This window comes from Sphingomonas kaistensis (genome assembly GCF_036884275.1).
Lineage (GTDB): Bacteria > Pseudomonadota > Alphaproteobacteria > Sphingomonadales > Sphingomonadaceae > Sphingomicrobium > Sphingomicrobium kaistense_A.
In genome coordinates, this window is sequence record NZ_CP145607.1 from 80745 (window position 1) to 94051 (window position 13307).

Annotated in this window: 13 protein-coding genes; 6 read left to right on the plus strand and 7 right to left on the minus strand. The window is 59.8% G+C overall.

Annotated features, from left to right (window positions below):
- Window positions 1-250: 250 nt before the first annotated feature.
- From V6R86_RS00330 to V6R86_RS00345, 4 genes are all read right to left on the minus strand, one after another.
- Window positions 251-1279 carry a hypothetical protein gene (locus V6R86_RS00330; RefSeq protein WP_338501095.1) on the minus strand — a complete coding sequence of 343 codons (1029 nt, stop codon included), beginning with the start codon at window positions 1277-1279 and terminating at the stop codon, window positions 251-253.
- Window positions 1280-1410: 131 nt separating this feature from the next.
- Complete coding sequence (locus V6R86_RS00335) at window positions 1411-2004, minus strand: hypothetical protein (RefSeq protein ID WP_338501096.1); 594 nt, start codon at window positions 2002-2004, stop codon at window positions 1411-1413.
- Window positions 2005-2198: 194 nt separating this feature from the next.
- Window positions 2199-2810, minus strand: coding sequence for a hypothetical protein (locus V6R86_RS00340; protein WP_338501097.1), 612 nt, complete (start codon window positions 2808-2810; stop codon window positions 2199-2201).
- A complete protein-coding gene (locus V6R86_RS00345) occupies window positions 2810-3346 on the minus strand; it encodes a hypothetical protein (RefSeq protein ID WP_338501098.1) in 537 nt (178 codons plus the stop codon). The genes V6R86_RS00340 and V6R86_RS00345 overlap by 1 nt, the downstream gene beginning before the upstream one ends.
- A gap of 253 nt (window positions 3347-3599) precedes the next feature.
- Between V6R86_RS00345 and V6R86_RS00350 the strand changes: the two genes are divergently transcribed.
- Window positions 3600-4115 (plus strand): hypothetical protein, encoded by a 516-nt coding sequence (locus tag V6R86_RS00350; RefSeq protein WP_338501099.1) that lies wholly within the window; start codon window positions 3600-3602, stop codon window positions 4113-4115.
- A gap of 26 nt (window positions 4116-4141) precedes the next feature.
- Here the strand turns inward: V6R86_RS00350 and V6R86_RS00355 are convergent, their stop codons facing one another.
- Both V6R86_RS00355 and V6R86_RS13830 read right to left on the minus strand, forming a co-directional pair.
- Entirely contained in the window at window positions 4142-6313 is a 2172-nt protein-coding gene (locus V6R86_RS00355) for a relaxase/mobilization nuclease domain-containing protein (protein WP_338501100.1), read from the minus strand.
- Complete coding sequence (locus tag V6R86_RS13830; RefSeq protein ID WP_425335969.1) at window positions 6313-6579, minus strand: plasmid mobilization protein; 267 nt, start codon at window positions 6577-6579, stop codon at window positions 6313-6315. The genes V6R86_RS00355 and V6R86_RS13830 overlap by 1 nt, the downstream gene beginning before the upstream one ends.
- Window positions 6580-7524: 945 nt before the next feature.
- On the opposite strand from V6R86_RS13830, the gene V6R86_RS00365 reads away from it, so the two are divergent.
- The 5 genes from V6R86_RS00365 to V6R86_RS00385 all read left to right on the plus strand — a co-directional run bounded on the left by V6R86_RS00365 (window position 7525) and on the right by V6R86_RS00385 (window position 11777).
- A complete protein-coding gene (locus V6R86_RS00365; RefSeq protein WP_338501103.1) occupies window positions 7525-8079 on the plus strand; it encodes a hypothetical protein in 555 nt (184 codons plus the stop codon).
- Window positions 8069-9043 (plus strand): hypothetical protein, encoded by a 975-nt coding sequence (locus tag V6R86_RS00370; RefSeq protein ID WP_338501104.1) that lies wholly within the window; start codon window positions 8069-8071, stop codon window positions 9041-9043. Before V6R86_RS00365 ends, V6R86_RS00370 begins: the two co-directional genes overlap by 11 nt.
- A 58-nt stretch (window positions 9044-9101) precedes the next feature.
- A complete protein-coding gene (locus V6R86_RS00375) occupies window positions 9102-9971 on the plus strand; it encodes a hypothetical protein (protein WP_338501105.1) in 870 nt (289 codons plus the stop codon).
- An 89-nt stretch (window positions 9972-10060) separates the two neighbouring features.
- Window positions 10061-10255, plus strand: coding sequence for a hypothetical protein (locus tag V6R86_RS00380; RefSeq protein WP_338501107.1), 195 nt, complete (start codon window positions 10061-10063; stop codon window positions 10253-10255).
- Between the two features lie 397 nt (window positions 10256-10652).
- Entirely contained in the window at window positions 10653-11777 is a 1125-nt protein-coding gene (locus tag V6R86_RS00385; RefSeq protein WP_338501108.1) for a Shedu immune nuclease family protein, read from the plus strand.
- 3 nt (window positions 11778-11780) lie between these two features.
- Here V6R86_RS00385 and V6R86_RS00390 read toward each other — a convergent pair whose 3' ends face one another.
- Window positions 11781-13043, minus strand: coding sequence for a TIR domain-containing protein (locus V6R86_RS00390; protein WP_338501109.1), 1263 nt, complete (start codon window positions 13041-13043; stop codon window positions 11781-11783).
- Window positions 13044-13307 lie beyond the last annotated feature (264 nt).

A 13307-nucleotide genomic window follows, 5' to 3' on the forward strand; every position in this document is an offset into this window, starting at 1 on the left:
TGGTATCGAACGCGGCAGACCTAGGGGAAGCGCTCGACGAGGACTGCTCGAGCCCGAGATGCCGATCACCCGCTTGCCGCCCTAACATCTTCACTCTCCTACGTTTGGGCATTACCGACGCTTCTAGTCCAACGTGCCTGCTTCCTCGCAGCAGGGTCTCAATTATCAGGCTTGCTTTATGATTGTGTATATTGCTCGCTGACTGGCAAGCTGAATTGAAGCAATGAAGCGAGCCTCTTCGCTAATCAGATCATGGTTCTGAAGTTCTGAGATAACCCTTCTCGAGCCAGGCAGTATCGGCGCGGACCTGCCTAAGCGAGTGAAACACCGAGAAGTCACACACGCCGTTTCGCTGATAATTCGCCTGCCCGAATTGCAGAAGGAGCTTGTTGCCGATGGTGAGGAGCGCTGGGGCGACGCTCGCACACAAGGCGTGCCCGGGATCATTTTCGACCAACGGCCGTGCCGATGCCGAGGAGAAGCGGATCGGGCTGTCGGATGAGACCAGATATATGTCGCCCGTGTCTCGCTTCGCACCCGCTTGCTTGTGATAGACATTGAACAAGAGGTGCCAGGACCACCCGACCTGCCGTACCTCTGGATTGGCGATCACTCCCGCCCCCTTATGCGTGAAGACGGCTTGCTCCGCTCCGACAGGGTCGCGATCTCCGTTTACATCAACAGCATAAATGCGTTTAGGTGCATCGTTGGCTTCGCTCGTCCTCGAGAAGTAGACGCGCCAGATTGCCGGGTCGCTACCCTTTAAAAGGACAACGGACGGAACTGCGGCTCCACTATGAAGGATGAGAGGTTTGTTGAATTTCCACGTCAAGCCGTCGCTCGAGACCGATGACCAGATCTGATTATTCGCGTTTTTGGTGCAGGGGTTGACGCACACCGTGTAGAACATGGTGTACTGCACGGTCTTGGTTTTTGCGTTTGTCTGCATGACGACCGTGGGATCGTTCACGTGTGAATTGGCAATCGGGAGCTGGTCCGGCGCGAGCACCGTCGTCGGAGCGCTCCAAATGCTCGCGTCCTTTGACTCGCGATAATAGATCTTATCGTGAGGATAGTCCGACTGCGTCTGCCATCCTCCATACCACATCTTGTATTTGCCCGCTGGCGCATCGAAGACGATCGACGGGGAGTAAATGTTGCGGCCAGAGAAGATGGTCTCCGTGGAAGGTCCGCCCTGAGCGCGACCGCAGGAGGTCACCAGCGCGCCCGCGCATAGAATAGCGGCTTGGAGTCTCAATATCTGCGCACCCTTCTTCACGGTTGGATCCACGATGAAGAAAGCTACATGATGGTGGCCTGAATATCCGCCATGGCTTGAAGGCAGAGCGCCCCCCTAGATGTCCGAAGTGGGTCGAAAGCAGACATAAGCGGGGCATCGATATATCAGTCTTAAGAGCTGCCGTCGCTGCTCTGGAAATCAGCCATGGGCTCGAGAGGCTCGGATCTCGGCGGATAGCCCAAGTGCGCTTCCATCAGACTCGATGCGAGCCTCAAGGCATCGGGGCCCGCTCGATGAGGGACAGGGACGCGACTGAGGAGGTGGGCGAGCTGCCGATGCTGGTCTGAATCGAAATTGGCGGTGAGGATTTCGAAGTTGTAGAGGGTGAATTGTTGTTCACGGCCTGCTGCCCTAAATAAGGTGTCCAGCCAATCCTGATCATAGCGTGGGGCGTCACTCGCGACGATTGCTCTCGACCCCAGCAGGGCATTGAGCCAGTCGCAAACCTGCTCCACCTCGCGACCTTCCCTTGCGGCAAGCTTTAGAGGGATACCGTGGACCGCTGCGGATCCGTTCGACCACAATCCGTCTCGAAGCCATGCCTCCGTGGGTCGGATCAGCGAGGCACCGACTCCGATAATTTTGGTGGGGCCGCGAATCAGCGCCACCCCGACTTCGAGGGGATAGCTTCCCGTTCCCAATGCCGAAGCCTCAATGTCGAGCACGGCAACCAGCCGGTCACTCCGGTTCAGAATGTCTTTCATCCCGTTAGTCCTTTCGCCCCCTGACCTTAAGTCCGCACAGAGGTCCAGCCGCAGAGCCCGACGGCGGCCTGTCCCCGGCTGAATGAGGGTCTGATTATCGGATGCTATCAGCCGGTTCCGAGCGTCTGGGAAGGGCGCTTAGCGGACGCAAGTACGGGGGGGGGCCGACATCAAGATGCCGACCCCAACAGAGCTTACCGACTCATCCAGTCGCGCCAGCTAGTTTCGGCCGCGGCGAGCCCAGCGTCGCCGGCGAGGTCGCGGTGAATGCCGAGCCAGCCGAAGCACGTCGCCCGCTTCATCAGTACCAGCCCATGGACGTGCACCGAGTTGTCGCTGCCGTTAAGGAAAGGCGCATGTAAGACGGCCAGCACCGGGACGCCAACCCGCTCCACATAGTGCTCCCACAGCCAGGCGCGGGCCTGCTGCCAAGGACTGTGCAGGTTCGTAGCATTCGGGAATTGCAGGGTTACCTGTGCGAAGGCCGCAGTCTCGTCCGCCGGGAGCTTCGACATGTAGCTTTCAGCCAGGAACAGCGGATCGGCATAGTCCTGCGGGACGTCGCCGCGCAGCAGCACCTCCACCGCTGCAGCTTTGTCCCCGTCGGCCCCCTTGCTCCCCGGCTGACACTTGGCCTGGAAGTGGGGAACGATGCTCTCGCGGAGGCCTTCACCCTTCGACCAGTAGAACCTGGTCGTGGAGACCGGATCATCCGGCTGGTTGTGGTAGAAGGCCTTGAGCGGCCGCGTGATCAAAGCCGCGACCGAGGCGCTCTCCAGCGCCGACGACTTCTTTTTGCCGGACATCAGAACCATCCCTTGACGGCGATCGAGAGATACTCGGCGCCGGCCTTCAGACCGCGATAGGCATCGATCTCATCGTCGAAGGGGGCTTGGAGCGAAAGCTCGAGGCCGAGGCCGTCGAGACGGATGAAGGTGCGCTCAGCTCCCGTTGGCACCAGCCAGGCGCTGCCGAGCGGCTGCCGCATCCACAGGCGATAGCCGAGGAACGGCCGCTCCAAATGACGAAGCAGGACGTCGAAGGTCGCATGCTTGGGCTCGTCGGCGGAGCGGACGATGATGGCGTTGCGATCCACCGCGCGAGCGATTTGCCCGACCTCGCGGCAGACGAGCGGACGACGGCAGCGGGTTCCGGCAAGAACGATATCGGCTCCGGGCACCACCATCGAGTGTAGCAAAGCAGGATGCCAGTACTGGGGATCTTGCTCGATATAACCGTCAAGGATGGTCCCGAGCGCCAGCATCAGGCGGCGAATCTGCACTGGTGGCTCGGGAATGGGGTCCAGCTCGAAGCCGAGGGACGCGACGGGTGAAGTCTTCATGTATTCAGTCTCACTTGAGAGGCGTTGGTGACGTCGATCGAACCTTCAGATTTTCATCTCTTCCGGTTCAATCACCCTCTCCTCCGGACTCATTGGAGCCGCCCTCCGCGCGGCTCCCGTCCACCTTCATGCCGTCCGAAGGCGGCGGCGCTAGCGCAATGATCTTCTGTATGTCGTCGTTTATAGCATCCGGCCGAGCCCGCAGAACGGCCACGCACTCGGCAACCTGCTCACCCTTACCAAGCTGTACAACGTGCTAGAGGCGCTGCGGGACGGGCGGGCGCTTGACGTCAAGGAGCGGGACATCCACGATCGGGGGCTAGTCACGCTCATCCGCCAGGACCACGATGCCATCGATGCGCTGGTCGCCGAGGCCTACGGCTGGCCGGCCGACCTGCCGGACGAGGAGATCCTCACCCGCCTCGTCGCTCTCAACAAGGAACGGGCGGCTGAGGAAGCGCGCGGGCTGATCCGCTGGCTTCGCCCTGAGTATCAGGCGCCCGACTACCAGGCCCCGGTCGCCGGCACCCTCGACCTTGGTGAGGTCGCATTGGCGCTGCCCGACAATGTCATCCGGTGGCCCGGCACCCTTCCTGAGCAGGTTCGCGCGGTCCAGTCGATCCTCGCCTCCTCGCCGGCACCCCTCGCGCCGCAGGACGTCGCCCGAGCCTTCCGAGGTAAGCGGGCCGCAACCGTCCGACCGGTTCTCGACGCCCTCGCCAGCGTCGGCATGGCCCGCCGCCTCGGCAACGGCCGCTACGCCGCCTGACGGCAATGAAGCGGCCTTGAAGCCCGCTACCGCCCTCGAGCAGCAAACTCCTTCAGCTGCTCCTGCAATCTTCTGACCTCCTCGTAGGAGAGATCGTCTTCGCGTGAGTTCGCCAGGGAAGGAGCCTCCAGCTTCTTCTTCAAAGGTCGGTCCTTCAGCTTCTCTCGGACCCGCCTAGTCATCTCCAGAAACTCGGCATCCCGGAAGGCGACTTCGGCTAGCGCTCGATCGTTGCCGACCGGCGACAAGATGGCCAGGATCTCAGCTTCGCTATATGGCAGCGGCCCGTCACAACGACGTTCAAGCTGCAAGGCCCAGTCCTCGATCCTCTTATGGTGGCGGTGCTGCAGATACTCCTGCACGAGTGGTTCGAGGTCGAGGATGGTGACCTCCTCCAGCCGAGGATCGTGGCGATTGGCTACAATCTGGAAGGGCCCCGTCCTTCCGGTCAGATGAGTATCACTTGCCTCTGCCCGTCGGCACACGCTCAGATTGGGTAGGTCATCCAACGTCCGAAGAGCACGTCGGACCCGCAGCGCCTTTATCTCTTCGGGCGATCTTTGGCGCGGTGCGGGCATGGCCACGACCTCTACTTCGCCGGTGGACTTCGACCTGGCGTCGACCTGCGTTGTCGGAGACTGGGGCGCAGGAGCCTCAGCATCAAAGATGACCGCGATGCCGAGAGCTTCGGCGCGCTGTGCCGCCAAGGTGATGAAGGCAGCTGGCCCGGTCAGCCGCAACGTTCCCCACCGTTCCGCCGCAAGCGCAAGGGCCTCATCGATCGCAGCAACCTCTTCGGCTGCATGGACGATGATGAAGGCACGGTGGTCGCTGAAGAGCGTGCGACCATCGCGATCGAGATAATCGGTGTGGTAACGGTGAGCTTCTTGTCCGGCTCGATTCACCCGCTCCGTGCTGAACTCTTCACTTCCTAGTGGCGAAAGGATCAAGGATGGGGAGCTGACTGGCGTTAGCACGGTAGCCTTACCGGACTGCCCCCACTGATCCTCGTTCATGCGCTGACGCGTGCACCGGCTGATGGCCTCGGCGAATGCCTTCTGAATGGCCTTGGTCGCGGCGGCCCCTTCCTGCTGCACCAGCGGCGCCAGCATCTTCCGCTTGTCGCCAGGCATCTCGGCGACACGCGCCTTTACCCATGCATCAACGGCATCGACTTCCTCATCGCGCTTCTGGCGAAGGTGATCGAGCTGGTCCTGCACGCTGACCCTGTAGGCTTCAAAGCCTGTATTCAGCCGGGTCAGGTCGCGTTCGAAGAGTCCGAGCCGCTTCTCCAGCTCCGGACGCGAAAGGCTGGAGTGGACTTCGGAAGCCTTGGCTGATTGCGTCTCGACGGCGATCCGAGCACCGCTTCCGGCCTTGTCATACGTTGCGTCAAGGGCCTTTAAGCGCTCGTGCAAGTCCGCCCAGCTGGACGCCTCTGCTGCCGCCTGGACGAGGGCTCCGCGCGCGTCCCGAATAAGGGAAGGCAAACGCGTCCGCTTCTTGCCGGTGGCCTCCCACCACTTGGAAACAAACGTCCCATCAGCGTCGCGGACGAGGGCGCCAGTCTCTACGTCTAAGATGGCACCCTCTTCAGCGCGGTAAAGGGCGTTAGGTTCGCGGATCCGATCCTGCCTCTCCTCGATGAGAGCAAGTCCCTGATGCAGATCGTCGATCAGCCAGTCGGTTCCTGCGGCTGAACCTGTCGTAGGATCGACACGCAGGACCGCCAGGTGAAGATGCGGGTTCCTGGTGTTGGAGTGCTCGGCCCAGATTGTCTGGCATCGTTCGAGACGGAGAATGCCCAACATGATCGTGATCGCTTCTTCGCGCTGCTGCGGCGACCACGTTTCGCCTTCGTGAAGGCTCAGGATGATATGAACGACGTGGTTCTTGACGGTCGTTGCGCCGGCCGCTGTCGACAGCATTTCGGCCTGCCACTCGGCAAGGCCGCGACCAAGCAAGTTGCGAGTGCCAGACGCCTCGACTTTCTCACCCGGCTCGATGCCAGCATGCCGGACCGCGAGCGCGTAGTCGGTTATCGACAAGACCTCCTCAGCTGCCCATGCGGCGAGGGCGTGCGGATCGGCATCGACGACGTAGCGGGTCAACGCTAGGACCGAACTCTGCAACCTTGCGACCCGCTGCTCGGTCGAGGGGCGCCGATGCCGGTTCATCTTGATGATCTTGCCAATCATCAGACAAGCCTGTGCCGAACGGCTTTGGCGAGGACCGGGATCAACTCGCGGAGCGTCGCGTTGAGCTCGCCGCATTCCTCTCTTGCCTGAACAAGACCATGAATCTGGATCAAGCGGCGGAGCGCCGCGAGCCCGACGTCGGAAACGACTGGCCTGCCCCGCAGGAGGAAGCGAATGTACTCGGACCTGTTCATCAGACTGGCCTCCGCAGCCCGATCCAGTTCGCCTGCTTCATCCCGCGGCAGGCGGAAGGTAACCTCCACCATGCCGGCGCTGTCGTCCTCAGAATTCTTATTCAACTACTCTCTCCAATGCGAGAAGGTTCTCCGCCGAGCATCACGGCCGTATACGCGGCCCATCCTGCTCGCTTTTTCCTCGTGCTTTTTCCGGCGAGCGGAGCGGCAGCCGGCCTGCAGAAAACCGGCGCGGTAGCGACACTCAAAGTGAGTTCAAGCCTGTCGCTCGGCCCGCAGCTGTGATGACGATTGGGCCTCTTTGAGGGGTCAGGCTTGACGATCGTTGTTCCGCGTCCGGCGGCGGCAGCAAGCCGACCGGCAATCCGGCACCGATGCCCGCATTCACCCTCTTCCGACGTGCCACCCGCGTGCTGCGAAGCCCGCGAAGGTGGCGACATCAAGAACGACAGCTCACGGGCAGGAATACCTGCGTTCGTCGGGCTTGGGGAGCAATCGAGAGGGAGCCCAAGAGGCTTCGAAACCACCCACCGATGGGCAACAGCAAGCGAAGCAAACCTGGCGCTTTGGGCGCAGATGCATTGGCGACAAGTTCGGGTCAGGCTCCCGGACGATGTCCGGCCCGCCATCCACTGATTGTGCCGACACGCAGATGGCCGGTAGCCAGCAGCTGCACACCAATCGGGGTCCCCAGCGACCGAGACCTTGACCGATCCATGTGGATCAACTGAGGCTTCGAGAAGCCAACATTCCCGCGTCTCTAGAAGCTGCGCCGGCGGTAGCCCGCACGGGCCTCCTGGGCCTTCGACATTCCAACCGAAGTCCGACGTCATCATCTCCAACGTGCGGCTCGTCGCGGAGACACCTCAGCGCCACTCAGCCAAAAAACCGGTGCGACCCAGCGCTTTGCCGGCTTCATGTCGGAGATACCACTGGCGTTATGCATGTAGTGCCCGGAACATCCAGAGAGCACCAGGTCAATACAAAAGTATTGCAGATGCAATCATTGGATATCAGATGATTGCAGATATCGTCATTTGCCTCCGACCACTTCATGTAGTGCGTGCCAGGCGTTACTTCGGACACCTGGAGGTGACGATGACGATTAGCTGTAAGTGGCGTAAGAAGGCTGACGAGTTGTTGGCTGCGCCTGTCCACAAGAAGCGCGATCTTACATCCGTCGCAGGTAAGGTCGATGATCGCTTCGAGGCCATCTATGCTGCCAGACAGCGCGGCATGGCTTGGAAGCCTATCGCGCTCGCCCTTGAGGATGGCGCGCCGATCAAGGTCGATGCTGTCGAGAGCGCGTTTACCCGCATCTGCAACGAGCGGGGGGTTGCCCCGCCGGTGAAGGCGGGCTCCCGTCAGCGCAAGGCGGATGAGATCGACAGTCCCGATCGATCCAGTGCCAAGGGCGCGGAAACGCAGCAGGAAGATCCGCCCCAGGACGACGACACGTCTTCGAAAGCCGAAGTGAACGTGGCGGATCGCGGCGGCGAGGTCGACAAGCCCGAGACCGCTCAGTCCAACCTGTTCAAGGGAAACGCTCGGTGGGTCGACGATGGTGAATGATCCTCAGGCTCCGGCAAGCACTATTTGCGCAAAGGAAACCAGCTCGAAGCTGCCCCTGACCGTTTACGCGATCACGACGGTCAAGGGTGGAGCGGGCAAGACCGAATTTGCGGAATGCCTCGAAGCCACTCACACCCTCAGTGGTCATCGCACCACGCTCATCGACGTGGATGATGGCAACCGGGGCCTCGTTCGCCGGGTAGGCACGGCGAACGTCTTGAAGGTGGAGTGGAGCACGTCGGTGCTGGCGGCACCGCACTGGGTGGCCCGGCACTCCGCCGACACTGACGCGATGATCTTCGATCTCGGTGCTGGCATCGACAGCTCGGATCTGCCGGTCATGGCATTCCTCGAGACTGCTTGGCGGATGCTTGCCGACCGCGGCGCCCGCATCATCATCTGCGCGGTCGTTTCCACCAACGCACCGACCTCCAACTTCGTTGAGCGCCTTGAACGTCGGTTCGGAGCACTGGGCGAGGTCGTCGTCGTCTGCAATAATCAGGACGGCTCTGAAGCTTACCCGGCTGAAATCGCCGCATTGACGCAGCAGAAGATCCACTTGGCACGTTTGCAGAGCGGAATTCAGGCGGTCCGGCTGAGCCGGCGCGAGCGGTTGAGCTCGGTTATCCGCACTCCGGATACCGGTCACTTTATGGCTTGCGCCCTGATGGCTAAGCGCATCCTGGAGGTCGCGAACCAAGCCTTCTTCAAGAGCCTGCCGATCACCCAGGGTCTCGAGGAACTGAAGCGCTTAGCGCAGGAGGCACCGAAGCAGTTTCACTACGCGATTAATCGGCGCTCGCACGCGACTGACGAGATCATCGGACAGAATGCTATCCTCGCCGTAGCAGAGATTGCTCTCCGTCGCCGGGGCTTGATCGACGATGATATCCTCGCAGCTGCAAAGAACTACAGGCTGCAGCATGACCGCTACATCGAACTCACGCGGGCCGCACCGAAGTAGATGGTTAACGGTTCTCCGGCATGAGCATCGGTGGGCAAAACACCGATACAGGAAGAACGTGACAAGCAACTATGAGCTGCGGAAGCGCAGTGTTGATCCAGAGGCTGCCGCAATCATCTTTTCACAGGACTTCGCCACGAAGGCTTTTGAGGAAGGGTTACATAATTCGAGGAGACCATCTGAGGCCAAGGCCAATCGCCCGCGCTTGCCTGCCGATGTCGTAAGTTGGATCGCCGTAGAAGGCCGGCAGACACTTGCGTACGCTTGCCTTGCATACCTCTTCGCCTTCGAGATGAAGACGGATGTGTCCGAAGACCGGTCGTTCGTGGGGCTGATCAGGCAGGTACGGGACGGCGCCAAGCAGATAGCCGTCGCTGCCGATACCCTGGCTGATCAGCTGCAACGCCATCACCGGGAAACCGGGGCGATAGATCCCGTGCGAAACCGGGCTCTCATCGAGCTTGCTGCCAGCCTGAACGCAGAGGTTCTCAGTGCGGAAGATCTTCTGCCATCGCCCGAAGGCGGGTTCCTCCACGGCGTCACCCTGAGGCACGGCTTGCGGAATTGCCGACGATTGGCCGACCATGCCGATGACTTCCTCGACCGATATAGAACATATGCCGAGATAATGCGGGCCGAAGGCAAGAAGGCGCTAGAAATGCAGACCGGCAATCGGACGGATGCAGACCGGGACGCCTTCATCGAAGATCTTGCGGCAATCTATAAACAGGCGATTGGCAAGGACGCGAAGGCTAGAGAAGGGTCAGGAACGACTGGGCATGCCCCAGCACCCTTCGTCAGGTTCGTCCGCTATGTGTTCTCTGAACTGAAGAATATCTGCTCCCAGATCGGCGCCTGTGAGTATCTGGAAACGCCTTCGTCACACGTGATCAGGGCAGTCGTGGAACGCTCCGCCGCTGTTGTCTGAGCATCCTCGCAAGTGAAAATCATTCTCCCCTGTTTCTGACAAACGCGGAAGACAGGAAACTGAGTTCATCTGAAACGATGGAGTGTCGGATGAACAAGTTGCCGAAGTTTATCACCACGAAAGGCGTCGCAGCCATCGGACGCGTTAGCGTGGCTACCGCGTGGCGTTACTCCCGACGGCCGGACTTCCCCAAGCCGCGCTACTTCAGCCCCAAATATCCGGTCTGGATCGAGGATGAAGTGCTTGGGTGGTACATGAGCCGTCCGCAGACGCGGGTGGCCTAGTCCGGATGGGCGTCGCCTTGCTTAGCATTGGCGACGCCCAAGCTGGCACGACAATCAGCGCCGACGCTTGCGGCGTGTCGGTGACGTGTCTGCAGCCAGAACGGCAGATCGGAAGTTGACCGCAGTCGCATTGAACGGCTGTCCAGCGAGCACTTGCGTCAGCAAAGACCCACATCCGGACGTCCACGCAGACCTTGCAGTCACCCGAAAGCGGACGTCTGTTGAAGCGCAATGCTGCGACCACAAATGGGTCGGCCGCAGGCGGTCGGCCATGCTTCGACAGTCGGCGCAGCGGCCGCTAAACCGGTGACAGATGAGGCAGACGAACGATCGGCCGGACGCATACGCTCGGACATCGACCGCTAAGTCTGTTAATAGGCGTTCGGGAGCGAAGCGAATGTCCGATGACGCTGATAACCTTGCGAATTATAAGCCGAACCAACTCTACACGCGTCCGGCTTCGCAGGGGGCATATGCGACCATCGTTGGGGAAAGTGAGGCACTGCTAGGCGAGGTTGACGTAACATCCCGGTGCAAGCTGGCGGTTCGAGCATTCTACGTTCGCGACAAGTCTGACTTCAATTCGCTGAAAATCACAAAGCTCAAATTCCACAAGCGGTTCGGTTGGCAAGAAGACGGCCATATTCAGGTGAACAGCTTCCAGACGGCGCACATGATCGAGTTCTTGTCCGTCTTATCGCACCTTGATCTGAGTGATGCGAAGAAGACTAAGCTATCCCTCGACAACATCAACTTCGACGTGATCCGGGCGTTGCTAGGCAGCACAAAGGGATCGGCAATCATCAAGGAACTGGCCGAGTCGCCGGATCTGCACCGCGACATTTACGCAGTTGCCACAAAACGAGAGGCCGTTGCCGAGTTCAAGCGCTTGTTGGCCGAAAGCCCGAGCGAACGGGCGTGGCAAAACTTCTTCGAGCGACACCCGTGGATATTCGGGCATGGGCTGAACTATGTCTTCCTCGACAAAGTCGGGCCGAAGCTTGAAGTGCGAACCACCGGAAGCACTTTCGATCGGCCAGGCAAGACGGCCGATGCGCTCATGCGAACACGAGCGGCGATAAGCCAATACGTTTTGATCGAGATTAAGAAGGCTTCGACGGACCTACTTAAGAGGGATGCGTATCGCTCGGGATGCTGGGCGCTATCGGACGAACTCTCGGCTGCTGTCACGCAAGCGCAAAAAACGACGTTCGAGTTTTCTCGCGATCACTTTCGTGACGCTCTTAAGGACGCACAGGGCAACGACACGGGCGCAACTGCCTATGCTGTCGAACCCCGCAGCTTCTTAGTCATAGGTGATATGGCGGAACTTCGAGGCAACGATGATAAGGTGGCGTGCTTCGAACTTTATCGCCGCCACATGCGATCGCCGGAAATCGTCACATTTGACGAACTCTATCAGCGCGCGCGCTGCATCGTAGAGAACATCAGCCGGGAAGCCGAAGCGCCTGCAGACGTGCCGAGCGTCATATACGATGACGATGACGAGGTGCCGTTCTAAACGCTACAGCAGGTTCACACGCTCTTGAACGTACCTCGCGAGTGTCGCCGCATCATGACGCCGCGCGTCGACGTATCCGTCTGTCGCAAACACGCCTTCTACTGCGCTATCGTCAGTGCGAACGAACATGATACGGGCATTGTCACGCTCCGCGATGATGTCGCGGATCGCACGAAATTCGATACCGCACCAGTTTTTGCGCTGGTAGTCGGCGCTTAGAAACACGACGATTAACTTCGCGCGATTGCGGTATATATCCTGCAAGAACGTGTCCAGCGAGGGCCGGGCTAATTGAGACGTGTAGTTGTTGTCGTAGAAGTATGCATTGGGGCCGATAAGCCGTTCGAGGTGTCCTGCAACTTCCTCTACCAATGGCCGGACTTCACCTGGAAAGGACAATGCAACGTCGAAGTTGTGTGTGGAAATGTCTACAGCCTTGGATACGCTGCGGGTCCAATTTGGCAGCGTTATACCGCGTTTGTGTAGTTCTTTCGGTAGATTAGCATCCTTCACCGCCCAATGGGTTCGGTTCATCTCCCATTTTCCGATGTCGAGTTCAAAGAGCATGTCGTTTATGTTTTCATGGGTGAGGAAGGGATCAACCGCGATAAGGTCGTATTCGACCCGAACTTGCCCCTGCCGCTTCACAACATCACGGATGACACCGAACTTAGGGTTTTGTTCGCTCGATGCCTCATAGGCGAAAATGCACGGGAGCTTCTGCAAGGCTTCAATCGCGGCTGCGTCCAATGAGCCGAACTCCCCAATGATTGCTTCATCGGTGTACTCGTTGACACAACGGGACGCCTCGATGGTCCAAGGCTCCCCCTGCCACGCTTCGGCGTTGCCAGACACAAATAGGTTGTACATCGGCTTCTCCCGTCGCTCGACCGAAGGCCGTTCGACGGGATGGACCGCCGTCGAAACGGCAGGTGTTGCAACCCCTTCAAGCCTGTCGATCAATGCACTGAACTGATCCCGCACGAACTGGCGGCGGGGTGCCCACTGTGGGCTATGATCCTTCAAAAAAGCCCACATCGCGCCGGTGTCTTGAGCGGTTCGAACGAACTGCGGCACAAGGTCGGCTATGCTCTGGTCGTTCAGGAGTTCCGCGCGAAGCAAACGATAGACCGCATCGTTGAAGTTAGTGCGACCTTCGCAGAGCGAAACCAACCCGTTGCGTAGCGTCATCGCGCGATCTAACCGCCCGCTTGGGAGGTTAGAGAGCGGATTATGCAAACCGAAATCGTCGTAGGCCCAATCCATTCCGCAACATAGCGCGGCATCGGGTCAAGGAAAGCCGCTACATCCACTCCATACCTAAGTGAGGAGTAAGGCGCCCCCCAGCAAATCGAACAAGAGCAATACCTTCTCAAGTAAGTGGAACGAGAGACACTCGACCTTCGACGGCTGCGTTCGGGCTACCCACTCCGGCCGCCCAGAGACCGATCTTGAGGCGCGAAGCTGCCGATCAGCTAAGCGTTGACGAAGGGCTGCTGACACGATCTCAGCGCCCCGAAGCTGCCGTTC